30 protein-coding genes and 4 pseudogenes are annotated in these 22,849 nt (G+C 45.0%); 7 read left to right on the plus strand and 27 right to left on the minus strand.

Annotated features, from left to right (window positions below; all coding sequences use genetic code 11):
- Positions 1-87: 87 nt before the first annotated feature.
- Genes CE636_RS02715 through CE636_RS29340 form a run of 5 tightly spaced genes read right to left on the minus strand, consistent with a single transcriptional unit; the run spans position 88 to position 1,512 of the window.
- Entirely contained in the window at positions 88-381 is a 294-nt protein-coding gene (locus CE636_RS02715) for a hypothetical protein (protein WP_033559364.1), read from the minus strand.
- 41 nt (positions 382-422) lie between these two features.
- Positions 423-605, minus strand: coding sequence for a phage/plasmid replication domain-containing protein (locus tag CE636_RS29325; protein WP_228258411.1), 183 nt, complete (start codon positions 603-605; stop codon positions 423-425).
- A complete protein-coding gene (locus CE636_RS29330; protein WP_228258414.1) occupies positions 578-835 on the minus strand; it encodes a hypothetical protein in 258 nt (85 codons plus the stop codon). The genes CE636_RS29325 and CE636_RS29330 overlap by 28 nt, the downstream gene beginning before the upstream one ends.
- Complete coding sequence (locus CE636_RS29335; protein WP_228258412.1) at positions 825-1,190, minus strand: hypothetical protein; 366 nt, start codon at positions 1,188-1,190, stop codon at positions 825-827. Before CE636_RS29335 ends, CE636_RS29330 begins: the two co-directional genes overlap by 11 nt.
- Positions 1,165-1,512, minus strand: coding sequence for a hypothetical protein (locus CE636_RS29340; RefSeq protein WP_164852343.1), 348 nt, complete (start codon positions 1,510-1,512; stop codon positions 1,165-1,167). The genes CE636_RS29335 and CE636_RS29340 overlap by 26 nt, the downstream gene beginning before the upstream one ends.
- Before the next feature lie 129 nt (positions 1,513-1,641).
- Here CE636_RS29340 and CE636_RS02725 point away from each other — a divergent pair, with 129 nt between their 5' ends.
- Positions 1,642-1,848: a hypothetical protein gene (locus CE636_RS02725; RefSeq protein ID WP_017898684.1), complete on the plus strand. Its 207-nt coding sequence runs from the start codon at positions 1,642-1,644 to the stop codon at positions 1,846-1,848.
- Between the two features lie 166 nt (positions 1,849-2,014).
- Complete coding sequence (locus tag CE636_RS02730; RefSeq protein WP_017898683.1) at positions 2,015-2,356, plus strand: hypothetical protein; 342 nt, start codon at positions 2,015-2,017, stop codon at positions 2,354-2,356.
- Positions 2,357-2,839: 483 nt separating this feature from the next.
- Here CE636_RS02730 and CE636_RS02735 read toward each other — a convergent pair.
- The 9 genes and pseudogenes from CE636_RS02735 to CE636_RS02765 all read right to left on the minus strand — a co-directional run bounded on the left by CE636_RS02735 (position 2,840) and on the right by CE636_RS02765 (position 8,711).
- Positions 2,840-4,152: pseudogene (locus CE636_RS02735) on the minus strand (secretin N-terminal domain-containing protein).
- The gene (locus tag CE636_RS02740; protein ID WP_265937435.1) at positions 4,106-4,921 is read right to left on the minus strand and encodes a zonular occludens toxin domain-containing protein; all 816 of its coding nucleotides are present in this window, start codon (positions 4,919-4,921) and stop codon (positions 4,106-4,108) included. The pseudogene CE636_RS02735 and the gene CE636_RS02740 overlap by 47 nt, the downstream one beginning before the upstream one ends.
- A gap of 92 nt (positions 4,922-5,013) precedes the next feature.
- Positions 5,014-5,169: pseudogene (locus CE636_RS29525) on the minus strand (zonular occludens toxin domain-containing protein); the annotation flags it as partial.
- Positions 5,169-5,510, minus strand: coding sequence for a minor coat protein (locus CE636_RS02745; RefSeq protein ID WP_017898689.1), 342 nt, complete (start codon positions 5,508-5,510; stop codon positions 5,169-5,171). The gene CE636_RS02745 and the pseudogene CE636_RS29525, both read right to left, overlap by 1 nt.
- Positions 5,511-5,625: 115 nt before the next feature.
- Entirely contained in the window at positions 5,626-6,792 is a 1,167-nt protein-coding gene (locus tag CE636_RS02750) for an attachment protein (protein WP_127837807.1), read from the minus strand.
- A 73-nt stretch (positions 6,793-6,865) separates the two neighbouring features.
- Positions 6,866-7,093 (minus strand): major coat protein, encoded by a 228-nt coding sequence (locus CE636_RS02755; RefSeq protein WP_017898686.1) that lies wholly within the window; start codon positions 7,091-7,093, stop codon positions 6,866-6,868.
- Between the two features lie 91 nt (positions 7,094-7,184).
- On the minus strand, positions 7,185-7,283 hold the full coding sequence (locus CE636_RS29345; protein ID WP_219933252.1) for a tail virion protein G7P-2: 99 nt from the start codon (positions 7,281-7,283) through the stop codon (positions 7,185-7,187).
- Between the two features lie 2 nt (positions 7,284-7,285).
- Positions 7,286-7,579 carry a hypothetical protein gene (locus CE636_RS02760; protein ID WP_033559364.1) on the minus strand — a complete coding sequence of 98 codons (294 nt, stop codon included), beginning with the start codon at positions 7,577-7,579 and terminating at the stop codon, positions 7,286-7,288.
- Positions 7,580-7,595: 16 nt separating this feature from the next.
- Positions 7,596-8,711, minus strand: a complete 1,116-nt coding sequence (locus CE636_RS02765) for a phage/plasmid replication domain-containing protein (RefSeq protein WP_071600371.1) — start codon at positions 8,709-8,711, stop codon at positions 7,596-7,598.
- A 129-nt stretch (positions 8,712-8,840) separates the two neighbouring features.
- Here CE636_RS02765 and CE636_RS02770 point away from each other — a divergent pair, with 129 nt between their 5' ends.
- The gene (locus CE636_RS02770; protein ID WP_017898684.1) at positions 8,841-9,047 is read left to right on the plus strand and encodes a hypothetical protein; all 207 of its coding nucleotides are present in this window, start codon (positions 8,841-8,843) and stop codon (positions 9,045-9,047) included.
- 167 nt (positions 9,048-9,214) lie between these two features.
- On the plus strand, positions 9,215-9,556 hold the full coding sequence (locus CE636_RS02775) for a hypothetical protein (protein ID WP_017898683.1): 342 nt from the start codon (positions 9,215-9,217) through the stop codon (positions 9,554-9,556).
- A 483-nt stretch (positions 9,557-10,039) separates the two neighbouring features.
- On the opposite strand, the gene CE636_RS02780 is transcribed toward CE636_RS02775, so the two are convergent.
- The 8 genes from CE636_RS02780 to CE636_RS02810 form a co-directional block, all read right to left on the minus strand.
- Positions 10,040-11,326 carry a secretin N-terminal domain-containing protein gene (locus CE636_RS02780; protein ID WP_032446982.1) on the minus strand — a complete coding sequence of 429 codons (1,287 nt, stop codon included), beginning with the start codon at positions 11,324-11,326 and terminating at the stop codon, positions 10,040-10,042.
- On the minus strand, positions 11,307-12,371 hold the full coding sequence (locus CE636_RS02785; RefSeq protein WP_017898690.1) for a zonular occludens toxin domain-containing protein: 1,065 nt from the start codon (positions 12,369-12,371) through the stop codon (positions 11,307-11,309). The genes CE636_RS02780 and CE636_RS02785 overlap by 20 nt, the downstream gene beginning before the upstream one ends.
- Positions 12,371-12,712 (minus strand): minor coat protein, encoded by a 342-nt coding sequence (locus CE636_RS02790; protein ID WP_017898689.1) that lies wholly within the window; start codon positions 12,710-12,712, stop codon positions 12,371-12,373. The genes CE636_RS02785 and CE636_RS02790 overlap by 1 nt, the downstream gene beginning before the upstream one ends.
- A gap of 2 nt (positions 12,713-12,714) precedes the next feature.
- Entirely contained in the window at positions 12,715-13,995 is a 1,281-nt protein-coding gene (locus CE636_RS02795) for an attachment protein (RefSeq protein ID WP_025999090.1), read from the minus strand.
- Positions 13,996-14,068: 73 nt separating this feature from the next.
- On the minus strand, positions 14,069-14,296 hold the full coding sequence (locus tag CE636_RS02800) for a major coat protein (protein WP_017898686.1): 228 nt from the start codon (positions 14,294-14,296) through the stop codon (positions 14,069-14,071).
- 91 nt (positions 14,297-14,387) lie between these two features.
- On the minus strand, positions 14,388-14,486 hold the full coding sequence (locus tag CE636_RS29350; protein WP_219933252.1) for a tail virion protein G7P-2: 99 nt from the start codon (positions 14,484-14,486) through the stop codon (positions 14,388-14,390).
- Between the two features lie 2 nt (positions 14,487-14,488).
- Entirely contained in the window at positions 14,489-14,782 is a 294-nt protein-coding gene (locus tag CE636_RS02805) for a hypothetical protein (RefSeq protein ID WP_033559364.1), read from the minus strand.
- A gap of 16 nt (positions 14,783-14,798) precedes the next feature.
- Positions 14,799-15,914 (minus strand): phage/plasmid replication domain-containing protein, encoded by a 1,116-nt coding sequence (locus CE636_RS02810; protein WP_071600371.1) that lies wholly within the window; start codon positions 15,912-15,914, stop codon positions 14,799-14,801.
- A gap of 129 nt (positions 15,915-16,043) precedes the next feature.
- Between CE636_RS02810 and CE636_RS02815 the strand changes: the two genes are divergently transcribed.
- A complete protein-coding gene (locus tag CE636_RS02815) occupies positions 16,044-16,250 on the plus strand; it encodes a hypothetical protein (RefSeq protein ID WP_017898684.1) in 207 nt (68 codons plus the stop codon).
- A gap of 167 nt (positions 16,251-16,417) precedes the next feature.
- On the plus strand, positions 16,418-16,759 hold the full coding sequence (locus tag CE636_RS02820) for a hypothetical protein (protein WP_017898683.1): 342 nt from the start codon (positions 16,418-16,420) through the stop codon (positions 16,757-16,759).
- A 184-nt stretch (positions 16,760-16,943) separates the two neighbouring features.
- Here CE636_RS02820 and CE636_RS28480 read toward each other — a convergent pair.
- Positions 16,944-17,051 (minus strand): annotated as a pseudogene (locus CE636_RS28480) (hypothetical protein); the annotation flags it as partial.
- Here CE636_RS28480 and CE636_RS29355 point away from each other — a divergent pair.
- A pseudogene (locus CE636_RS29355) lies at positions 17,004-17,494 on the plus strand (ISNCY family transposase); the annotation flags it as partial. The pseudogenes CE636_RS28480 and CE636_RS29355 sit on opposite strands and share 48 nt — an antisense overlap.
- A 61-nt stretch (positions 17,495-17,555) precedes the next feature.
- Here CE636_RS29355 and CE636_RS02830 read toward each other — a convergent pair.
- The 4 genes from CE636_RS02830 to pgtC all read right to left on the minus strand — a co-directional run bounded on the left by CE636_RS02830 (position 17,556) and on the right by pgtC (position 22,576).
- A complete protein-coding gene (locus CE636_RS02830) occupies positions 17,556-17,894 on the minus strand; it encodes a hypothetical protein (protein WP_017900301.1) in 339 nt (112 codons plus the stop codon).
- 218 nt (positions 17,895-18,112) lie between these two features.
- The gene (gene pgtA / locus CE636_RS02835) at positions 18,113-19,363 is read right to left on the minus strand and encodes a two-component system response regulator PgtA (protein WP_017900302.1); all 1,251 of its coding nucleotides are present in this window, start codon (positions 19,361-19,363) and stop codon (positions 18,113-18,115) included.
- Positions 19,353-21,347, minus strand: a complete 1,995-nt coding sequence (gene pgtB, locus CE636_RS02840) for a two-component system sensor histidine kinase PgtB (RefSeq protein WP_025999247.1) — start codon at positions 21,345-21,347, stop codon at positions 19,353-19,355. The genes pgtA and pgtB overlap by 11 nt, the downstream gene beginning before the upstream one ends.
- Positions 21,348-21,358: 11 nt before the next feature.
- Positions 21,359-22,576: a phosphoglycerate transport regulator PgtC gene (gene pgtC, locus CE636_RS02845; protein WP_025999246.1), complete on the minus strand. Its 1,218-nt coding sequence runs from the start codon at positions 22,574-22,576 to the stop codon at positions 21,359-21,361.
- Positions 22,577-22,849 lie beyond the last annotated feature (273 nt).

The raw sequence follows: 22,849 nt of genomic DNA on the forward strand, positions 1-22,849 counted from the left end.
ACCACTTATAACGCCGAGGCCGAAGCAAATTACAAGCCCGGCGTTAAAGATTAGTTGATAAGGGATTGGAAATCTGTAGCCCCATAATCACTCCAACAATTCAAGCAGCATATCAACGTTGTAACCTTTTGATTGCTCGCCAGTTTGCTTGTCAGTGTAAGGGAAGCTGCGCTCGTACCCCGTTACACGGCATGGAACGTCAACAATTTCCTCGCCAACACGGCCTAAGGATTTTTTTGATTTGATGCGTATTACAGGAGGAAAGCTGTAAGCATCAGCAGCCGGAGAAACAACTGTTGTGTAATAGAAACCACCACTACTGTTAAAACGTTTAATTTTCCCGGTAACTGTCGTTTCTAAATTTCCTAAATTACTACTCATATAAACACCTTTTAAATTAAGCCACACGCAGATGTGATGGTTTAAAATACCATGATGGAAATAACGCAGTCAGATACTTTGATTTCTCTTGTCTGCTTGACAACAACAGGCGAAAACTTAGAGATATTACATTTCTGTGCAATATCAATACCAATCTTTCTTAACCTTGCTCGATGTGTTTGGACTTGCTTTTTATTTAAATCAAAAACATGACCGTGAAACATTGAATAGCATACATGGCTGTAGTATTGGCTGCACGAGTAGTGTCAACAACACCACGACTAACAAGATGTTCACTAATAGTTTCAAAGTCCATAGCATTCACCGATAACTTTTCATCAAGCTCAAGAAAATCAGAATGTAACTTATTTAACAAAGAATAATCAGAAAGTCCCCAATAGCACAGGGATTGCTTTTGAAGAAATCGAGACTTCAATTTTTGTTCAACGAACAATACCATTCTCTTTGCAATATTTTATAACATCGCTTATGTAATTAAATTCCCTTGAATTTTCGGAGAATTTATTTTTAATTTTCACAAGGCTATGTAACTCAAGCTCATGAGCCTTGTTATATACTGTTGGGTATATAAGGTTGACATTGCCTTTTTTTGAAAGCCAGTCAACTGATTTTCCATTGGAATGCAACCGTGGAATACTATTCCTGTAAGGTTGAGTAGAAAGTCCTGAAATATAATCATCCTCATTTCCCTTCCCTACTGATTTGTTTGATGTTATATGCAGTTCTTTAATTAAAGCACCATCAGTAATTAAATGAGCTTTTTCATTCTCTTTCGATTGCCCGGGCATTAACTTTGTACACTTGGTAAACAAAGGTAATTTTCAGTTCAGTTAGAATCTGATTAAATACCATGACACAAGCATCTACAGTTGGAAGCCCAAAGAGATTATCAAGACGTCCCCAGCGGGACGGATTTCCAGTCATTTTTAACACTGAACCACGGATCGAGATCGAGACAACATCACAGAAAGATCCACGATGCTGGAAGGTTGGTTGAGATAAAGCGCTAGCCTCCCCGCTTTCAAGGTGAATGCGCTGATAAGCTACGTCAGAGATGATGGGCAACTGATAGCCAAAATCCTGCTCAATACTCAACCAATCGAAAAACATAGCATCCATGTATGCAAGAATATTTGGATACCTTATACAACAAACGCGCACATGCATACAAGAGCGCATCGCTATTTTTATGCAATGTAACTAACATGCATGAACCCAAAACACACAAAGACTAGATTTATGGCTGAGAAAAAATACACGTCCCTGCGAGTACCGGAAGAACGTAAAATGGAGCTGGAGAAAGCCGCTATTGAAGTCAGTTATGCCACCGGACGCATGGTGAAATGGACTGACATGGCGTTCTATCTCATGGATGAGTATCTAAAAGAGGCTGTCAGAGACCTGAAATCATCAACAAAAACGTCTACTGGCGTGGGGAAAAAATGAAGCACTACGCAGTGCAAAAACCGTGGGAAACCACGGTAAAGTTCGGGTGTCACAGAACCCGAACCGCTTCGCGGCGAAAATGTGAACAATCGAGCAGGCTTGATGGTTGAAGTATTAATTAGTTGGATAGACGAAAAGTCACTGAATAATTAACAAAGGATTAACAATGAGCGATTCATCAATGATCGACATGATGGTTGACAGCATGCTGAACGTAGAGCGTAAAGACATGCTGATAAATACATGTCGTAACCTGTTCATTGAAAAGGATTTTTCAAGCATGCAAAAATCTGTTCAGAAGGAATTAAAAGCCATCTTCGAAGATGACAGCATGCCTGTTCCCATATCACCACGATTCACATTAGGAATGAGCGCCCTACTTCTGGCAAAAGAATTAAACGATGACGTTTTGAAAATGTTGGCAAATGAAATCATGCTCATATCCGATAAAGGAACGTTGCAGCGAGCATTCGAAATGGTCAGGAAAAGGCTGCAAGACGCAAGCTGATGCGCATAATGACGTTATGCTAAAGAGGCCGCTGCGGGAGAGATTTTCGCAGCGGCCTTTTCAACATAACGCGTTGACATTATGCGCACCAGTGCGCAGATAAACCCGTTCGGAAAGAATTTGTTGCCGGATACCAGGAAGAAACAAACCGCACCCCGGGTTGATGTGAAAGCCTGTCACCGGCGATCGCCATTCTGTCACACACGCTGTAAGGCATCAATTTCATCAACTGGCCATGTCGATGCCTGAATGACCTGCGGCCGCAAAAAACAGGCTTTGCAGTGATGGGAATATTATGGCTGACGCCATAATGCTTTCTGAGTCCTCGCTTCGCTGCGGGGCTTCCGGCGCAAAGCGCCTCCCATGCCTGACGGCATCAAAAAACAGAAAAGCCAGCGATGGCTGGTAGCTGAAAAATGAAGATTCGCCCTGCTTCCCGGCATCCTCCCCGCTGCGCAGGGAGAACGCCGGCAATCATGGCTTTCAAAGTGGATTAACGACACGGGCACGAATGAGCATGTACAGCGTTCGTTTGCTGGCGTTGGTGCTTTTGGAGGTAAAGAGCGCACCTATTAGCGGGATTTTTGAGAGCCACGGTACTGACGAATCAGCTTCACTGTCCCTGTTATCAACCATCCGCCAAGAAGCACAGTCTGACCAGATTTAAGCTGAACGGTCGTCGAAATCGAACGTGTATTCGTAATAATGTCTGAAGCTGCCTGAGAATCAGAAATACTGTCTGCGTTCGTTTTGACATCCATTATGAGTAATCCCGCAGGTGTCACAACAGGAACTACCTGCAGAGAAATCCCTACGTCACGTCGTTCTATTGTCTGGAAGGGATTATTAACGCTTGCAGCTTCTCCGGTGATTCGTCCGGTCACAAAAGGCACGTTCTGACCTGCGGTGAATGTTCCGGGCTGGCCTGACATTGTAAGTATGCGAGGCATAGAAAGTAATGTCGATTTATTCGAAGTCTCAAGCGCTTTAAGACTCATTGCCAGAACATTTCCATTAAAAATACCGAATGAACCACCTGAAGACGAAAGAACCTTACCAAGCCTGTCAGTATTCACACCCCCTGCTACTGGATGGCCTGATGGATCACCGGCAGCAAATGAAAAGTCAAAACCGTCAGAAGCAGATGTTTCAAAAATAACTGACTCAACCAGAACCTGAATTCTGGGTACATCAACCGAAGGGAAAAATTCTTTTAATTGCTTATGCTGTGAAGCAGATGCGGTAACTGCAAGTATATTGGCTCCATCAAAAGGAAATACTTTTGTACCTGCAATGTTATCCCCTTTAAGGAATACATCAATTACCGGGGCAAGGTCTTTAGCTCTTACATTATTAACAGGGTAAGTTTGTGTAATCAGGCTTGCCTGAGTTTTTCCTGGATTGAAGAAATCGCCAGCAGGAGAAGATGAAGAATCCTGAGGGATATAATCAACATCATCCGAGAATGAATCGGCATATTCATAATTACGTGAACTGTACTTCTGAACAACGCCCGGATTACCATTACTTAAATCGTAACCATTTGCACGAAGTACAGAAACAAAGAACTGTGGTAATTCTTCTCTTTTAACATCAGCAGAATAAACAGTCACTTCCCCTTTCACATCAGGCGACACAATAACTGGCTGACCAGAAACTTTAGAATACCATGATACAAACTCCCGCAACGGTACATTGTTAAGCTCAACAGGTATTGCATGAACTGTAAATGTCAAAAACAATAAAATACTAGCAAGTAACTTTTTCATGTTTACCACCTTTAACAAAATCCACATTACACAAATCGATGAAAACCATTTTATAACCGTCTTTCTTTAAATCCTCAGATGTATATTTATTCTTTTTTGAATCCATAAACACAAAACTGACTTTATTCAAAAGTCGATATGACGAGATAATTTTAAATTCTGAGATGTTGTACTTTTGAGTATTAACCTGTTGAGATGCCTGTTGCTCGATAATTACAGGTGTGTCGGCGCGAGTAATAAATGAATATAAAAATGCGAGAAGCACGCCAAAAATAAAACAAAGAACCCTCGAGTACTTCCTGAAATAAATCTTAGTAAGTGTCATATAAAACCTTGAATCTCTTTTTGTGGCGTAGCGCCCATGTGATAAAAAAGGCGGTAAATATGAATACGATGAATGCTCATAACTATCTGAAAATGCTTGCTTAGTGTCATACGCCTGATAGAGGTCACGCCCGGTGTATGTCCAGCGTTCTACTGTCATCGACTGAGGCGAATCACCATATTTAACGATACCAACATGCACTTTTGGCAGAGGTAATTTACTCCCCGTCATAAGGCTATAAATTGCACCTATAAACGGAATTGTGATTTTATCCAGACGGCGGCAATAAACAACATGCTCCGCCAGAGCAACGCGGGCTTGTTTATCCATGATTGATAAATCCTGAATGAGAAAAATAATATCCCACCCAAGTTTACGGGCATGTAAAAACCAGTTAATAACTGCCTGGCGTTCTTTATCAGCCCAAGAACGAGAATTGAACCATGTCCCGCATTCATCGAGTACGAGCAAGCCGTTTTTATTTTCATCATAACTATCATTACCCTTCCTATGGATAATAAATCATCCAGTGAAGGTTTGTCGGGTATACGAACTACATTAGGCGTTTTGGCAAAAATACCGACGCGAGGTAACTTATGTATGCGTAAGTCAAGATTCGTTGCTACCTTACAGCCGGAAACAATCTTATCCTGTATTTTACCAACAGCAACAAGTGTTTTACCTGCACCTAGTTTACCTGTCACAACATAAACAGCCATTACGATTTATTCCAGTCAAGATAACCAATAATACGGTCTTTTACATCAAATATAAAAATAGCAGCCTTCAATGAAAAAATCGCATAAAGGCAAGGCAACGCATTCGAAGGAATGATATAAGCTATTGCATCTGATATATCTGCTGGCAATGCTGCAACCAAATCAGACAAATAAGAGACCAGTAATTGATTGAGCCCCACGATTAAGGCCAGAAAAAGTGTTATTGCAAGTGCGATACGTGCAATACCTAAAGTAAGGAACCTTGCAAAATAACCGATTAAGACCCCCGCAAGCCACCCAATAAAGCGTGCAAGCAAAGGCAATCCTAAAAACGCTGGCATAATTACTCCTTACCTTTTCTTAGTATCCCGGCAAATGAATCGTAAACGGTAACAAACGTCCAGAAATAAAGAATAAAAGCAAATACAGATTTAAACATATCAATATATTTGCACTCTATAGTGAATTCATATTTCTTTCCGGCAGCAAAAACAAAGGGTGTACATTGTTTTGCCGACGGTAATGAAGGAAATAACTTTCCTTTGGTAAAAGCATCCAGCAATGGTGAGCTGTCACCAGAGCCAATTTTTTGCATATCAGCAGATGCAGCAGAAAACTCCGGAGATACTGGAGTACCAGCCCAAGAAGGCCGCCAACGCTGTCAGAGAGCCCTTTTACAGAGTCTGTAAGGCTCTGGACTGTTCCATCCAAAGAGGAAGAAATATCAGACTGAATTGCAGAAGAATCGAATTCTTCCGTCATAGCGTCCTTGTTGGCCTTAGCCATACGGTCATAATCGAAATCTCCGGTTCCTGAGCCTCCGCCAGAACCGCCTCCGTCACCGCCTCCTGTGTTTCCACCATCGGAGCCCCCACCGGAGCCTCCATCGCCCCCACCGGAACCACCATCGGAGCCCCCACCGCCAGAACCTGAACCGCCGCCATTAACTGGAGGTTGAGGAATTTCGGATGGCTGGCCTTGATAATCACAAACAAAAGGATCTTCGTTGAATCCTGAATGGAAAGCACAATCCCGAAACTTACCATTCCAGAATAAATCGTACATAGCTTTAGAGGAAACTGGCGTATATTGAATTTTAGTTACAACGGGGTCTGTGCCTGTAGATACAGAACCTGTATAAACGGTTAATGCCCCTTGTTTATTTACAAACCTATTCCCCTGAAAAATCCATGTATTTAATGGTTGTTCATCATATAGCGTTGGATTGGGATTATTCGGATTCTGTTCGGAGCCAGGCGGATATGTTCCATCTAGAGGATTAACATATGTATATCCGGGTTTTGGATCTGTTCCAGTGTTACCGCCATCACCGCCACCTGAGCCTCCTCCTCCTTCATTACCTCCTGAGCCGCCACCTTCAGGAATAGCTACGCCAATAGGCTTCCATGTGCCATAACATTGATTTTCGTCACCAGTACAAACAACAACACCAGTTGCATTCCATAAACAGCCCTCGTAATTAGCATAACGATCTAATGTCTGGTTATCTTTCCAGACGTTTGTCATAGAGGCATCAAATTCAGGTTTTGCAATACATTCGGCATCAGTTGCAGCATTAGCAAAGAAAGATGCAAATAATAAAGGCGGAAGTAATCTTTTCATTTTTAATGCCTAAAAGGGGTGGCATAAGCCACCCATTAATTAACGGTGTTGGCAGATAAAAGAAAGGCTAATATTAAGATGCGCGGTTAACAAATTTCTTAAAGAGTTTGATTCCCACGGTTGCACCAACAACTAATACAACCAGTGCCCAGGCATAACCGGACATTTCTGTAGCCTGTGCGGTGAGAGAGTCAAAAGCAGCTTTCGCTTGAGAGGTAGCATCACCTTCGGCAGCAAAAGCTGAAGAACCAATTACCAGAGTTGAACCTGCAACGATTTTAGAAATAACAGATTTTTTCATGTTGAAACCTCAGAGAGCTTTTTAAAGACAAGGATGGAGTGAGAAATCACCCAGCCGATACAATAAGCAGCAAAGAAATAAGATAAATCACTCATCTTTGACCACCACTTATAACGCCGAGGCCGAAGCAAATTACAAGCCCGGCGTTAAAGATTAGTTGATAAAGGGATTGGAAATCTGTAGCCCCCATAATCACTCCAACAATTCAAGCAGCATATCAACGTTGTAACCTTTTGATTGCTCGCCAGTTTGCTTGTCAGTGTAAGGGAAGCTGCGCTCGTACCCCGTTACACGGCATGGAACGTCAACAATTTCCTCGCCAACACGGCCTAAGGATTTTTTTGATTTGATGCGTATTACAGGAGGAAAGCTGTAAGCATCAGCAGCCGGAGAAACAACTGTTGTGTAATAGAAACCACCACTACTGTTAAAACGTTTAATTTTCCCGGTAACTGTCGTTTCTAAATTTCCTAAATTACTACTCATATAAACACCTTTTAAATTAAGCCACACGCAGATGTGATGGTTTTAAATACCATGATGGAATAACGCAGTCAGATACTTTGATTTCTCTTGTCTGCTTGACAACAACAGGCGAAAACTTAGAGATATTACATTTCTGTGCAATATCAATACCAATCTTTCTTAACCTTGCTCGATGTGTTTGGACTTGCTTTTTATTTAAATCAAAAACATGACCGTGAAACCATTGAATAGCATACATGGCTGTAGTATTGGCTGCACGAGTAGTGTCAACAACACCACGACTAACAAGATGTTCACTAATAGTTTCAAAGTCCATAGCATTCACCGATAACTTTTCATCAAGCTCAAGAAAATCAGAATGTAACTTATTTAACAAAGAATAATCAGAAAGTCCCCAATAGCACAGGGATTGCTTTTGAAGAAATCGAGACTTCAATTTTTGTTCAAACCGAACAATACCATTCTCTTTGCAATATTTTATAACATCGCTTATGTAATTAAATTCCCTTGAATTTTCGGAGAATTTATTTTTAATTTTCACAAGGCTATGTAACTCAAGCTCATGAGCCTTGTTATATACTGTTGGGTATATAAGGTTGACATTGCCTTTTTTTGAAAGCCAGTCAACTGATTTTCCATTGGAATGCAACCGTGGAATACTATTCCTGTAAGGTTGAGTAGAAAGTCCTGAAATATAATCATCCTCATTTCCCTTCCCTACTGATTTGTTTGATGTTATATGCAGTTCTTTAATTAAAGCACCATCAGTAATTAAATGAGCTTTTTCATTCTCTTTCGATTGCCCGGGCATTAACTTTGTACACTTGGTAAACAAAGGTAATTTCAGTTCAGTTAGAATCTGATTAAATACCATGACACAAGCATCTACAGTTGGAAGCCCAAAGAGATTATCAAGACGTCCCCAGCGGGACGGATTTCCAGTCATTTTTAACACTGAACCACGGATCGAGATCGAGACAACATCACAGAAAGATCCACGATGCTGGAAGGTTGGTTGAGATAAAGCGCTAGCCTCCCCGCTTTCAAGGTGAATGCGCTGATAAGCTACGTCAGAGATGATGGGCAACTGATAGCCAAAATCCTGCTCAATACTCAACCAATCGAAAAACATAGCATCCATGTATGCAAGAATATTTGGATACCTTATACAACAAACGCGCACATGCATACAAGAGCGCATCGCTATTTTTATGCAATGTAACTAACATGCATGAACCCAAAACACACAAAGACTAGATTTATGGCTGAGAAAAAATACACGTCCCTGCGAGTACCGGAAGAACGTAAAATGGAGCTGGAGAAAGCCGCTATTGAAGTCAGTTATGCCACCGGACGCATGGTGAAATGGACTGACATGGCGTTCTATCTCATGGATGAGTATCTAAAAGAGGCTGTCAGAGACCTGAAATCATCAACAAAAACGTCTACTGGCGTGGGGAAAAAATGAAGCACTACGCAGTGCAAAAACCGTGGGAAACCACGGTAAAGTTCGGGTGTCACAGAACCCCGAACCGCTTCGCGGCGAAAATGTGAACAATCGAGCAGGCTTGATGGTTGAAGTATTAATTAGTTGGATAGACGAAAAGTCACTGAATAATTAACAAAGGATTAACAATGAGCGATTCATCAATGATCGACATGATGGTTGACAGCATGCTGAACGTAGAGCGTAAAGACATGCTGATAAATACATGTCGTAACCTGTTCATTGAAAAGGATTTTTCAAGCATGCAAAAATCTGTTCAGAAGGAATTAAAAGCCATCTTCGAAGATGACAGCATGCCTGTTCCCATATCACCACGATTCACATTAGGAATGAGCGCCCTACTTCTGGCAAAAGAATTAAACGATGACGTTTTGAAAATGTTGGCAAATGAAATCATGCTCATATCCGATAAAGGAACGTTGCAGCGAGCATTCGAAATGGTCAGGAAAAGGCTGCAAGACGCAAGCTGATGCGCATAATGACGTTATGCTAAAGAGGCCGCTGCGGGAGAGATTTTCGCAGCGGCCTTTTCAACATAACGCGTTGACATTATGCGCACCAGTGCGCAGATAAACCCGTTCGGAAAGAATTTGTTGCCGGATACCAGGAAGAAACAAACCGCACCCCGGGTTGATGTGAAAGCCTGTCACCGGCGATCGCCATTCTGTCACACACGCTGTAAGGCATCAATTTCATCAACTGGCCATGTCGATGCCTGAATGACCTGCGGCCGCAAAAAACAGGCTTTGCAGTGATGGGAATATTATGGCTGACGCCATAATGCTTTCTGAGTCCTCGCTTCGCTGCGGGGCTTCCGGCGCAAAGCGCCTCCCATGCCTGACGGCATCAAAAAACAGAAAAGCCAGCGATGGCTGGTAGCTGAAAAATGAAGATTCGCCCTGCTTCCCGGCATCCTCCCCGCTGCGCAGGGAGAACGCCGGCAATCATGGCTTTCAAAGTGGATTAACGACACGGGCACGAATGAGCATGTACAGCGTTCGTTTGCTGGCGTTGGTGCTTTTGGAGGTAAAGAGCGCACCTATTAGCGGGATTTTTGAGAGCCACGGTACTGACGAATCAGCTTCACTGTCCCTGTTATCAACCATCCCGCCAAGAAGCACAGTCTGACCAGATTTAAGCTGAACGGTCGTCGAAATCGAACGTGTATTCGTAATAATGTCTGAAGCTGCCTGAGAATCAGAAATACTGTCTGCGTTCGTTTTGACATCCATTATGAGTAATCCCGCAGGTGTCACAACAGGAACTACCTGCAGAGAAATCCCTACGTCACGTCGTTCTATTGTCTGGAAGGGATTATTAACGCTTGCAGCTTCTCCGGTGATTCGTCCGGTCACAAAAGGCACGTTCTGACCTGCGGTGAATGTTCCGGGCTGGCCTGACATTGTAAGTATGCGAGGCATAGAAAGTAATGTCGATTTATTCGAAGTCTCAAGCGCTTTAAGACTCATTGCCAGAACATTTCCATTAAAAATACCGAATGAACCACCTGAAGACGAAAGAACCTTACCAAGCCTGTCAGTATTCACACCCCCTGCTACTGGATGGCCTGATGGATCACCGGCAGCAAATGAAAAGTCAAAACCGTCAGAAGCAGATGTTTCAAAAATAACTGACTCAACCAGAACCTGAATTCTGGGTACATCAACCGAAGGGAAAAATTCTTTTAATTGCTTATGCTGTGAAGCAGATGCGGTAACTGCAAGTATATTGGCTCCATCAAAAGGAAATACTTTTGTACCTGCAATGTTATCCCCTTTAAGGAATACATCAATTACCGGGGCAAGGTCTTTAGCTCTTACATTATTAACAGGGTAAGTTTGTGTAATCAGGCTTGCCTGAGTTTTTCCTGGATTGAAGAAATCGCCAGCAGGAGAAGATGAAGAATCCTGAGGGATATAATCAACATCATCCGAGAATGAATCGGCATATTCATAATTACGTGAACTGTACTTCTGAACAACGCCCGGATTACCATTACTTAAATCGTAACCATTTGCACGAAGTACAGAAACAAAGAACTGTGGTAATTCTTCTCTTTTAACATCAGCAGAATAAACAGTCACTTCCCCTTTCACATCAGGCGACACAATAACTGGCTGACCAGAAACTTTAGAATACCATGATACAAACTCCCGCAACGGTACATTGTTAAGCTCAACAGGTATTGCATGAACTGTAAATGTCAAAAACAATAAAATACTAGCAAGTAACTTTTTCATGTTTACCACCTTTAACAAAATCCACATTACACAAATCGATGAAAACCATTTTATAACCGTCTTTCTTTAAATCCTCAGATGTATATTTATTCTTTTTTGAATCCATAAACACAAAACTGACTTTATTCAAAAGTCGATATGACGAGATAATTTTAAATTCTGAGATGTTGTACTTTTGAGTATTAACCTGTTGAGATGCCTGTTGCTCGATAATTACAGGTGTGTCGGCGCGAGTAATAAATGAATATAAAAATGCGAGAAGCACGCCAAAAATAAAACAAAGAACCCTCGAGTACTTCCTGAAATAAATCTTAGTAAGTGTCATATAAAACCTTGAATCTCTTTTTGTGGCGTAGCGCCCATGTGATAAAAAAGGCGGTAAATATGAATACGATGAATGCTCATAACTATCTGAAAATGCTTGCTTAGTGTCATACGCCTGATAGAGGTCACGCCCGGTGTATGTCCAGCGTTCTACTGTCATCGACTGAGGCGAATCACCATATTTAACGATACCAACATGCACTTTTGGCAGAGGTAATTTACTCCCCGTCATAAGGCTATAAATTGCACCTATAAACGGAATTGTGATTTTATCCAGACGGCGGCAATAAACAACATGCTCCGCCAGAGCAACGCGGGCTTGTTTATCCATGATTGATAAATCCTGAATGAGAAAAATAATATCCCACCCAAGTTTACGGGCATGTAAAAACCAGTTAATAACTGCCTGGCGTTCTTTATCAGCCCAAGAACGAGAATTGAACCATGTCCCGCATTCATCGAGTACGAGCAAGCCGTTTTTATTTTCATCATAACTATCATTACCCTTCCCTATGGATAATAAATCATCCAGTGAAGGTTTGTCGGGTATACGAACTACATTAGGCGTTTTGGCAAAAATACCGACGCGAGGTAACTTATGTATGCGTAAGTCAAGATTCGTTGCTACCTTACAGCCGGAAACAATCTTATCCTGTATTTTACCAACAGCAACAAGTGTTTTACCTGCACCTAGTTTACCTGTCACAACATAAACAGCCATTACGATTTATTCCAGTCAAGATAACCAATAATACGGTCTTTTACATCAAATATAAAAATAGCAGCCTTCAATGAAAAAATCGCATAAAGGCAAGGCAACGCATTCGAAGGAATGATATAAGCTATTGCATCTGATATATCTGCTGGCAATGCTGCAACCAAATCAGACAAATAAGAGACCAGTAATTGATTGAGCCCCACGATTAAGGCCAGAAAAAGTGTTATTGCAAGTGCGATACGTGCAATACCTAAAGTAAGGAACCTTGCAAAATAACCGATTAAGACCCCCGCAAGCCACCCAATAAAGCGTGCAAGCAAAGGCAATCCTAAAAACGCTGGCATAATTACTCCTTACCTTTTCTTAGTATCCCGGCAAATGAATCGTAAACGGTAACAAACGTCCAGAAATAAAGAATAAAAGCAAATACAGATTTAAACATATCAATATATTTGCACTCTATAGTGAATTCATATTTCTTTCCGGCAGCAAAAACAAAGGGTGTACATTGTTTTGCCGACGGTAATGAAGGAAATAACTTTCCTTTGGTAAAAGCATCCAGCAATGGTGAGCTGTCACCAGAGCCAATTTTTTGCATATCAGCAGATGCAGCAGAAAACTCCGGAGATACTGGAGTACCAGCCCCAAGAAGGCCGCCAACGCTGTCAGAGAGCCCTTTTACAGAGTCTGTAAGGCTCTGGACTGTTCCATCCAAAGAGGAAGAAATATCAGACTGAATTGCAGAAGAATCGAATTCTTCCGTCATAGCGTCCTTGTTGGCCTTAGCCATACGGTCATAATCGAAATCTCCGGTTCCTGAGCCTCCGCCAGAACCGCCTCCGTCACCGCCTCCTGTGTTTCCACCATCGGAGCCCCCACCGGAGCCTCCATCGCCCCCACCGGAACCACCATCGGAGCCCCCACCGCCAGAACCTGAACCGCCGCCATTAACTGGAGGTTGAGGAATTTCGGATGGCTGGCCTTGATAATCACAAACAAAAGGATCTTCGTTGAATCCTGAATGGAAAGCACAATCCCGAAACTTACCATTCCAGAATAAATCGTACATAGCTTTAGAGGAAACTGGCGTATATTGAATTTTAGTTACAACGGGGTCTGTGCCTGTAGATACAGAACCTGTATAAACGGTTAATGCCCCTTGTTTATTTACAAACCTATTCCCCTGAAAAATCCATGTATTTAATGGTTGTTCATCATATAGCGTTGGATTGGGATTATTCGGATTCTGTTCGGAGCCAGGCGGATATGTTCCATCTAGAGGATTAACATATGTATATCCGGGTTTTGGATCTGTTCCAGTGTTACCGCCATCACCGCCACCTGAGCCTCCTCCTCCTTCATTACCTCCTGAGCCGCCACCTTCAGGAATAGCTACGCCAATAGGCTTCCATGTGCCATAACATTGATTTTCGTCACCAGTACAAACAACAACACCAGTTGCATTCCATAAACAGCCCTCGTAATTAGCATAACGATCTAATGTCTGGTTATCTTTCCAGACGTTTGTCATAGAGGCATCAAATTCAGGTTTTGCAATACATTCGGCATCAGTTGCAGCATTAGCAAAGAAAGATGCAAATAATAAAGGCGGAAGTAATCTTTTCATTTTTAATGCCTAAAAGGGGTGGCATAAGCCACCCATTAATTAACGGTGTTGGCAGATAAAAGAAAGGCTAATATTAAGATGCGCGGTTAACAAATTTCTTAAAGAGTTTGATTCCCACGGTTGCACCAACAACTAATACAACCAGTGCCCAGGCATAACCGGACATTTCTGTAGCCTGTGCGGTGAGAGAGTCAAAAGCAGCTTTCGCTTGAGAGGTAGCATCACCTTCGGCAGCAAAAGCTGAAGAACCAATTACCAGAGTTGAACCTGCAACGATTTTAGAAATAACAGATTTTTTCATGTTGAAACCTCAGAGAGCTTTTTAAAGACAAGGATGGAGTGAGAAATCACCCAGCCGATACAATAAGCAGCAAAGAAATAAGATAAATCACTCATCTTTGACCACCACTTATAACGCCGAGGCCGAAGCAAATTACAAGCCCGGCGTTAAAGATTAGTTGATAAAGGGATTGGAAATCTGTAGCCCCCATAATCACTCCAACAATTCAAGCAGCATATCAACGTTGTAACCTTTTGATTGCTCGCCAGTTTGCTTGTCAGTGTAAGGGAAGCTGCGCTCGTACCCCGTTACACGGCATGGAACGTCAACAATTTCCTCGCCAACACGGCCTAAGGATTTTTTTGATTTGATGCGTATTACAGGAGGAAAGCTGTAAGCATCAGCAGCCGGAGAAACAACTGTTGTGTAATAGAAACCACCACTACTGTTAAAACGTTTAATTTTCCCGGTAACTGTCGTTTCTAAATTTCCTAAATTACTACTCATATAAACACCTTTTAAATTAAGCCACACGCAGATGTGATGGTTTTAAATACCATGATGGAATAACGCAGTCAGATACTTTGATTTCTCTTGTCTGCTTGACAACAACAGGCGAAAACTTAGAGATATTACATTTCTGTGCAATATCAATACCAATCTTTCTTAACCTTGCTCGATGTGTTTGGACTTGCTTTTTATTTAAATCAAAAACATGACCGTGAAACCATTGAATAGCATACATGGCTGTAGTATTGGCTGCACGAGTAGTGTCAACAACACCACGACTAACAAGATGTTCACTAATAGTTTCAAAGTCCATAGCATTCACCGATAACTTTTCATCAAGCTCAAGAAAATCAGAATGTAACTTATTTAACAAAGAATAATCAGAAAGTCCCCAATAGCACAGGGATTGCTTTTGAAGAAATCGAGACTTCAATTTTTGTTCAAACCGAACAATACCATTCTCTTTGCAATATTTTATAACATCGCTTATGTAATTAAATTCCCTTGAATTTTCGGAGAATTTATTTTTAATTTTCACAAGGCTATGTAACTCAAGCTCATGAGCCTTGTTATATACTGTTGGGTATATAAGGTTGACATTGCCTTTTTTTGAAAGCCAGTCAACTGATTTTCCATTGGAATGCAACCGTGGAATACTATTCCTGTAAGGTTGAGTAGAAAGTCCTGAAATATAATCATCCTCATTTCCCTTCCCTACTGATTTGTTTGATGTTATATGCAGTTCTTTAATTAAAGCACCATCAGTAATTAAATGAGCTTTTTCATTCTCTTTCGATTGCCCGGGCATTAACTTTGTACACTTGGTAAACAAAGGTAATTTCAGTTCAGTTAGAATCTGATTAAATACCATGACACAAGCATCTACAGTTGGAAGCCCAAAGAGATTATCAAGACGTCCCCAGCGGGACGGATTTCCAGTCATTTTTAACACTGAACCACGGATCGAGATCGAGACAACATCACAGAAAGATCCACGATGCTGGAAGGTTGGTTGAGATAAAGCGCTAGCCTCCCCGCTTTCAAGGTGAATGCGCTGATAAGCTACGTCAGAGATGATGGGCAACTGATAGCCAAAATCCTGCTCAATACTCAACCAATCGAAAAACATAGCATCCATGTATGCAAGAATATTTGGATACCTTATACAACAAACGCGCACATGCATACAAGAGCGCATCGCTATTTTTATGCAATGTAACTAACATGCATGAACCCAAAACACACAAAGACTAGATTTATGGCTGAGAAAAAATACACGTCCCTGCGAGTACCGGAAGAACGTAAAATGGAGCTGGAGAAAGCCGCTATTGAAGTCAGTTATGCCACCGGACGCATGGTGAAATGGACTGACATGGCGTTCTATCTCATGGATGAGTATCTAAAAGAGGCTGTCAGAGACCTGAAATCATCAACAAAAACGTCTACTGGCGTGGGGAAAAAATGAAGCACTACGCAGTGCAAAAACCGTGGGAAACCACGGTAAAGTTCGGGTGTCACAGAACCCCGAACCGCTTCGCGGCGAAAATGTGAACAATCGAGCAGGCTTGATGGTTGAAGTATTAATTAGTTGGATAGACGAAAAGTCACTGAATAATTAACAAAGGATTAACAATGAGCGATTCATCAATGATCGACATGATGGTTGACAGCATGCTGAACGTAGAGCGTAAAGACATGCTGATAAATACATGTCGTAACCTGTTCATTGAAAAGGATTTTTCAAGCATGCAAAAATCTGTTCAGAAGGAATTAAAAGCCATCTTCGAAGATGACAGCATGCCTGTTCCCATATCACCACGATTCACATTAGGAATGAGCGCCCTACTTCTGGCAAAAGAATTAAACGATGACGTTTTGAAAATGTTGGCAAATGAAATCATGCTCATATCCGATAAAGGAACGTTGCAGCGAGCATTCGAAATGGTCAGGAAAAGGCTGCAAGACGCAAGCTGATGCGCATAATGACGTTATGCTAAAGAGGCCGCTGCGGGAGAGATTTTCGCAGCGGCCTTTTCAACATAACGCGTTGACATTATGCGCACTTAGATTGTGGTGGCTAAGTTGTAAGGCCAGCTCTTGGATAAGTGACGCGTAGATTCACCATCGAGGGATTCTGATAACGGCTCATGCAGCGGACGTTTTCACTTTGGATGAAGTTAACCGACTCAAAATCATTCAGGACGTTGTCGACCGGCGTCTGACCACTCAGATGGCCGCGCAGCGCCTGAGTATATCTGATCGCCAGTACCGACGCCTTCTGATGCACTGCCGTGAATCAGGCTCGCCAGATATCGCTAACCAACATTGTTGAAATCTCAGCAATAACCAGCTGCCAGATGACCTTGCACAGTACGCGCTCAATATTATCCGCGAGCGCTATACCGACTTTAGTCTACGCTGGCGTGTGAGAAACTCGCAGAACTGCATGATGTTCATCTGTCCAAAGAGACTGTCCGTTCACTCATGGCCAAAGCCGGTCTCTGGATCCCCCGCAAACAACGTGCGCCGAAAATTCAGCAGTCACGTTATCTTCGGGCCTGCTGCGGAGAACTGATCCACATTGATGGTTGCGACCACCACTGGTTCGAGAACCGTGCACCCGCCTGTACCTCACTGGTCTATGTCGACGATGCGACGAGCCGCCTGATGCAGCTTCGTTTCGTTAAATCGGAATCGACCTTCACCTATTCATGCCACTTTAAAATGATGGCGTGGAGATCGCTCCGGGGTCCTTACGCCTGATGTCACCTTATATTGATTGAAGCGTCGCAAGCGCCGAAAGCAGGATACCGATAACGACCGGATAAAAAACGCAGGAAATCAGGAATTCAGCTACCTTATGACCTTCACTTTGTATATGAATAGTTCTTCCTATACTTATCAGAGAGGCAAAAAAACCGATCGTCGCCACAACGGCGATAAAAGTCAGAATGCAATACAGCGTTAACCCGCCAGCCTCTCTTTTCTCAAGGCAACCAAACATCGCCAGCGCCTGCAACAGGCTTAATGCGATCGCCCCGGAGCAGCTTTCACAAACCCTTCCATAGATACCAAACACTTCCCAGGCACGTTCGTTAATGCGCTTCACTCAGAATTCCTTCTATAAAATAAAAAAATAACAGGCGCTTAAGTTTTTACCTCTTCACCTTTGCAAATCTATATAAAAAATCCATTTAAAAAATGGTGGCCTCTTTTTTCAGGTATTCATAAGGGTTCACCCTTCCCTGCCCCTTTAGCGTAAAAATATCGTTATTTTCCGGCACAGGAACCATTCAGGATATTATCAACCATCGTCTGGCGCCATGCCTAAACCCCTTTGTAGTGCTCTTTATTCAGACCATACTTCTTCATTCTGAGATAAAGTTTTTTACGCGGTATCAGCAGATACTCCGCCACCTCATTAATACGTCCCTGGTGGATATTCAGCGCTTCGGTGATGATCTGCCGCTCGACGTCCTCAACCCGCTGGTCCAGCGGCGTCGGCTCGCCGATGTGCATCAGCGGATTAACCGTTTCTGCGAGTGGTAATACACCTACTGCAAACAGCTCGGCGGCGTTCGCCAGTTCGCGAACGTTATTTGGCCACACCCGGCGCATCATCCCCTTCAACAGACCAGCATCCACCTCCGGGACAGGATGATTCAGCCGTTGACAGGTTTTTTGCAAATAGTGATGAAACAGCGGCTCGATATCATCAGGTCGCTTTGACAGAGACTGGCAGCCAATTTGCGTCAGCGCGAAGCAGTAATAGAGTTCCGCCACTATCTGGCTGCTGGCGGCCAACTCCACCAGCGAAGCGCTACCGATACCAATCAGGCGAAAAGGCCGCTTCTCATGACTCTGCAGCTGTACCAGCTGATGCTGTTGCTCGTGAGTCAGATGCTCCAGGTGGCTTAAGACCAGCGTCCCGCCCTGGGCCTTGGCGATCAGTTCATTAAGCGTGTGTGCGTTAGCCGGATTGAGCTCGCAGGCGATAAACGGACCTTCAGCGTGCCGTCCTAACTGGTGCAGGTAACGTGCGCCGGTCATGCGGCCGGTTCCCGGCTCGCCGTAAAGCCATACCGCAATATCCGTTTCTGCCAGCTGCTGAAGGCGCTGGCGATACCGAACCGTCCACTGGCTGCGGCCAATAAGCTCAACCTGTAATTTATGCTGACAATACTGGCGACGGGCGATCACCGATTGCCTCTGACGCAGCGCGGCGTCTACCAGCGTGAGCAGCTTGCCCGGATCAATCGGCTTTTGCAGGAAATCCCAGGCTCCTTTTTTCACCGCCTCCACCGCCATCGGCACATCGCCGTGACCGGTGATAAGCAGAATCGGTAGCAGATCGTCATCCTGATGAAACAACGTCATTAAATCGATACCGGAGCAGCCGGGCATGCAGACATCGCTTAAAACAATGCCGGGCCAGTCCTTCGGCACCCGCTCCCGCGCATCAAACGGATTATTACAGGCACTGACGTGGTACCCCGCTTGCTCAAGCAGCTGCGTATAGGCATCCAGCACATCGGCATCATCGTCAATCAGCAGAATCGAACAGTTATCACTCAACATCTTTTACATCCGTCACATTGAATTCCAGCACCACGCAGGCACTGCGCATACACGTCGACGCCAGGCGCAACGCCCCTTCCATTTGCGTCATCAACGAAACACATATCGAAAGCCCTATTCCCAGCCCCACGGTTTTACTGGTAGTGAACGGCTTTAACAGTGAAGGGAGTAAGGCCGCAGGCCAGCCGGGGCCGTTATCGGCAATCAACACACATAGCCTGTTGCCCTGGATTTGCCAGCTCACGGTGATTTGCGCGGCGTGCGGGCAGGCGTCGAGGGCATTGGACAGCACGTTCACGAGCACCTGATGGACACGCACTTCGTCCCCTTGGATCCAGACGGTGTCATCCGGTATCACCAGCGTCCCCTGCTGAGGCTTATGACGCATCGCCAGCAGTTCCCATGCCACGGTAAATGTCTGGCGCAAATCGACCGGGTGCAGCGGCGTTTCCAGTTCTGCTCGGCGGGTAAACTGGCGCAGGGAGCGGATAATCGCGTCAATGCGGTTGATCAGCCCTTCCGCTTTGCTTAACGTTGTCCGTGCCTGCTCCGTCTGGCCCTGCTCGATTGCCCTTCCTGCGGTAAAAAGATACATCGAAAGCGCATTCAACGGCTGATTGATCTCATGCGCCAGGGTGGTCATCGTCTGCCCAACCACCGCCAGTTTAGCGGTCTGGATCAGCTCGTCCTGCGTGGCGCGCAGATCGGCCTCAATCGCTTTTCGCTCGCCAATCTCCTGTTCCAGCTGCTGTTTTTGCGCATTAAGCTGACCCAGAGTATGACGAAGCAAACCGGCAATACGTCCCAGCTCGTCGCGCCCGTAAACCGGAATGGTCGCCCCGATCTGGCCTAAACCAATCTGCACCACCGCCTGATTCAGCGCAGTAAAGCGTTTCACCAGCCGCGAGCGAATAAAATAATGGTTCAACCCCCATGCCAGCAACAGCGCCAGCAATGTCGCCACCAGGATTAACCCGCCGCTGACCCGGACAATCTGCGCCATACGCTGATTAAACATCTGCATCTGCTGGTGACTGCTGCCAAGCTGGGCTTCCAGCAGCGTTCTGAAGCGCCCCAGCGTCGCTTCTCTGGACCGGCTGGCTTCCACGAGCGCTTTTTGGGCGCTAACATAGTCGCGCATGGTGTCCGGCATCTTATTTTTCATCATGCCAATTTCCAGCAGCTCATCAATCGTTTGTCGCAGGGTAATGGTGCTCGGCCAGTCATCCAGCGCACGTATATTTTCATCCGCCGTTTTTTTCAGGTTTTCAAGATAGCGGATATGCGTCTCCACCAGCATGCCGTCATCATTCCCGGATTTCAGTTCATTGAGCCTGTCGCGCAGGTCGTCAACGATCTGATTTTCAATACGAGCCAGGGTATAGACCTGCTGCTGTTCATTCTGCACGTCCCGGGCACGTTTCAGATACTGCGCCGTATCTCCCTGTCGGGCTTCGATCTGATCGAGCAGCGTTCCCTGTTGCCAGGTAAAATCCTGCACCAGCGAATTCAGCTCGGTAGTGAAATCGTCGTGCAACCAGTCGATCCGCGCCGAAAGCTCCCCCACCTTTTCACGAACCAGAAACATGTTGTAGAGCACGCGATCCAGTTCCGCCAGCAGCGCGCGGCTGTCCTGCAATATTACCCCCAGCTGCTGGCGTTCTGTTGGCGACAACCCCTGACTTAGCCGTTCTATTTTGTCCAGATGCTGGATAATCTGGTTGCGCAGCTGCAGTCGTACCGTGGTATTCGGCGCCAGCAGAAATTCATTGAGCTGATCGACCACCAGATTAAGATTACCTTCAATCAGAAAAGCCGAGTGGATGCGCGGAAAATACTCATCCAGCGAATAGCGGATCTGCGAACTTTGTTCATGCCAGGAATAGAGGCTGACGCTGCTGACAATCAGCGTCAGCAGCGCCCCCATCAGAAAAGCCCCGCGTAGGCTGCTACTGATACTGATTTGCCGCAGACGTTGCAGCATGGACCTGCCCATCATTTCAGTTCTTCCAGTTTAGTAATCGCCTGCCGCTGATTATTGAGAAACCAGAGCTGCCACTCCATCATCTGCTGTTCCGCAAAACTCTTGTTGTCGAACTGAGCCAGCCAGGCTTCATCCTCGCTGCTGGCCGGATCCACCGGGACACGGGTGAGCAGTGCGCGTATCTCGGGCAGCGGACGCTTGAGACGGACCTCCGCGCTATGCAGCGCTCGCCAGGCATCTTTTAGCTGGGCAAGACGAAAGCTAATGGCCGTATCAAACATCCGCTGAACCAAACGCTGACGTTTGAGGATCAGTCGATAGTTTGTTGGCGGTTGATTCATCAGCATCGCCTGCTGCGCCGCCCGTGGATTGCCTGGCGCCAGCGGTGTTACCGGGTACTTCCCGGTATTAGCGTCGGCGAGGATCGCCTGGCCCTCCGGACTTAACAGATAGCGAATAAACCGCCGCGCTTCGCTGGCGTGCTGGCTGTTTTTAAGCACTGCGACATAGGTCGGCGAAACTGCCGACTGCGGGAAATAGGTAAAAGCCAGGTGCGGATCGTTCAGCAGCAGATTGGCGTAATTATCAATCACCGGACCAGCCACGCCCAGACCGCTTTTAATCTTATCTGCCACCCCAAAGCTGCGGGATGAAATGGTCACGAGGTTTCCTGCTGTCGTCAACAGCGTTTCCCATCCCTTAATCCAGCCTTTTTGTTGCAGCAGCGACTCAACCATCAGATGGTTGGTATCCGAACGCGACGGACTGCTCATCAGCAGCGCCCCCTGATAACGGGGATCGGTCAGGTCATCCCAGTCCGTTGGCGCAGGCAGATGCCGGGTCATCAGTGCCGAGCGATTCATCAGCAAACCGAACCCGGAAATCGCCACGGCCACGGAGGTGGAGCGAATGGATTCCGGCACCAGATGTTGGCTGGCTGCCGGCGCACCGCTGAACGGCGCCAGTTTTTGATGCTCCTGAAGATGCTGCAGCAGCATCGGCGATGAGGTCAGGATGAGATCGACATTTTCGGCATTTGCCGTATCAAGCAGCTGTTCCAGCGAGGCGCTGGTGCGGTTGAGCGTCCTTATCATCACCGACCCCGGTTCTTTCTGCCAGCGATCGATAATCCACACGGTGGCGCTGGGAGAAAATGTCGTCGCCATCACCAGCTCATTGCCTTGCGCCGCACAGGGTCCCAGCCATGCGGTCAGCAGCAGCGCGAGCATTTTGCCCACTATCCCTACCCCACGAAGAAATATGTTTGTGATCCCGTTCATAAATATTGAAATACCGTAAAAATCGCGTTGAGACAAAACTTACCCGTTTATGACATCCAGTGAATTAATCGCCGCGAGTGGGTAAATAGTCAAGCCGGCGTCCGGAAATATCGGGAAAGATTACCAGATAATGACTGGGGAATTTGTTAGTGTTCGCACAAGCCGGACATGAAATTAGCGCAAAATTAATGGCGTAGAATCTCACTCATGCTCTATGGGTCA

This window comes from Klebsiella sp. LY (genome assembly GCF_004010915.1).
Taxonomy (GTDB): Bacteria; Pseudomonadota; Gammaproteobacteria; order Enterobacterales; family Enterobacteriaceae; genus Klebsiella; species Klebsiella quasipneumoniae.

What these genes read in the sequence shown, in the direction of transcription:
- CE636_RS02715 (WP_033559364.1), bottom strand. Translation starts at nt 381, where the DNA reads ATGAGTAGTAATTTAGGAAATTTAGAAACGACAGTTACCGGGAAAATT.
- CE636_RS29325 (WP_228258411.1), bottom strand. Translation starts at nt 605, where the DNA reads ATGTTTCACGGTCATGTTTTTGATTTAAATAAAAAGCAAGTCCAAACA.
- CE636_RS29335 (WP_228258412.1), bottom strand. Translation starts at nt 1,190, where the DNA reads ATGCCCGGGCAATCGAAAGAGAATGAAAAAGCTCATTTAATTACTGAT.
- CE636_RS29340 (WP_164852343.1), bottom strand. Translation starts at nt 1,512, where the DNA reads ATGTTTTTCGATTGGTTGAGTATTGAGCAGGATTTTGGCTATCAGTTG.
- CE636_RS02725 (WP_017898684.1), top strand. Translation starts at nt 1,642, where the DNA reads ATGGCTGAGAAAAAATACACGTCCCTGCGAGTACCGGAAGAACGTAAA.
- CE636_RS02730 (WP_017898683.1), top strand. Translation starts at nt 2,015, where the DNA reads ATGAGCGATTCATCAATGATCGACATGATGGTTGACAGCATGCTGAAC.
- CE636_RS02745 (WP_017898689.1), bottom strand. Translation starts at nt 5,510, where the DNA reads ATGCCAGCGTTTTTAGGATTGCCTTTGCTTGCACGCTTTATTGGGTGG.
- CE636_RS02750 (WP_127837807.1), bottom strand. Translation starts at nt 6,792, where the DNA reads ATGAAAAGATTACTTCCGCCTTTATTATTTGCATCTTTCTTTGCTAAT.
- CE636_RS02755 (WP_017898686.1), bottom strand. Translation starts at nt 7,093, where the DNA reads ATGAAAAAATCTGTTATTTCTAAAATCGTTGCAGGTTCAACTCTGGTA.
- CE636_RS29345 (WP_219933252.1), bottom strand. Translation starts at nt 7,283, where the DNA reads ATGGGGGCTACAGATTTCCAATCCCTTTATCAACTAATCTTTAACGCC.
- CE636_RS02760 (WP_033559364.1), bottom strand. Translation starts at nt 7,579, where the DNA reads ATGAGTAGTAATTTAGGAAATTTAGAAACGACAGTTACCGGGAAAATT.
- CE636_RS02765 (WP_071600371.1), bottom strand. Translation starts at nt 8,711, where the DNA reads ATGTTTTTCGATTGGTTGAGTATTGAGCAGGATTTTGGCTATCAGTTG.
- CE636_RS02770 (WP_017898684.1), top strand. Translation starts at nt 8,841, where the DNA reads ATGGCTGAGAAAAAATACACGTCCCTGCGAGTACCGGAAGAACGTAAA.
- CE636_RS02775 (WP_017898683.1), top strand. Translation starts at nt 9,215, where the DNA reads ATGAGCGATTCATCAATGATCGACATGATGGTTGACAGCATGCTGAAC.
- CE636_RS02780 (WP_032446982.1), bottom strand. Translation starts at nt 11,326, where the DNA reads ATGAAAAAGTTACTTGCTAGTATTTTATTGTTTTTGACATTTACAGTT.
- CE636_RS02785 (WP_017898690.1), bottom strand. Translation starts at nt 12,371, where the DNA reads ATGGCTGTTTATGTTGTGACAGGTAAACTAGGTGCAGGTAAAACACTT.
- CE636_RS02790 (WP_017898689.1), bottom strand. Translation starts at nt 12,712, where the DNA reads ATGCCAGCGTTTTTAGGATTGCCTTTGCTTGCACGCTTTATTGGGTGG.
- CE636_RS02795 (WP_025999090.1), bottom strand. Translation starts at nt 13,995, where the DNA reads ATGAAAAGATTACTTCCGCCTTTATTATTTGCATCTTTCTTTGCTAAT.
- CE636_RS02800 (WP_017898686.1), bottom strand. Translation starts at nt 14,296, where the DNA reads ATGAAAAAATCTGTTATTTCTAAAATCGTTGCAGGTTCAACTCTGGTA.
- CE636_RS29350 (WP_219933252.1), bottom strand. Translation starts at nt 14,486, where the DNA reads ATGGGGGCTACAGATTTCCAATCCCTTTATCAACTAATCTTTAACGCC.
- CE636_RS02805 (WP_033559364.1), bottom strand. Translation starts at nt 14,782, where the DNA reads ATGAGTAGTAATTTAGGAAATTTAGAAACGACAGTTACCGGGAAAATT.
- CE636_RS02810 (WP_071600371.1), bottom strand. Translation starts at nt 15,914, where the DNA reads ATGTTTTTCGATTGGTTGAGTATTGAGCAGGATTTTGGCTATCAGTTG.
- CE636_RS02815 (WP_017898684.1), top strand. Translation starts at nt 16,044, where the DNA reads ATGGCTGAGAAAAAATACACGTCCCTGCGAGTACCGGAAGAACGTAAA.
- CE636_RS02820 (WP_017898683.1), top strand. Translation starts at nt 16,418, where the DNA reads ATGAGCGATTCATCAATGATCGACATGATGGTTGACAGCATGCTGAAC.
- pgtA (WP_017900302.1), bottom strand. Translation starts at nt 19,363, where the DNA reads ATGTTGAGTGATAACTGTTCGATTCTGCTGATTGACGATGATGCCGAT.
- pgtB (WP_025999247.1), bottom strand. Translation starts at nt 21,347, where the DNA reads ATGCTGCAACGTCTGCGGCAAATCAGTATCAGTAGCAGCCTACGCGGG.
- pgtC (WP_025999246.1), bottom strand. Translation starts at nt 22,576, where the DNA reads ATGCTCGCGCTGCTGCTGACCGCATGGCTGGGACCCTGTGCGGCGCAA.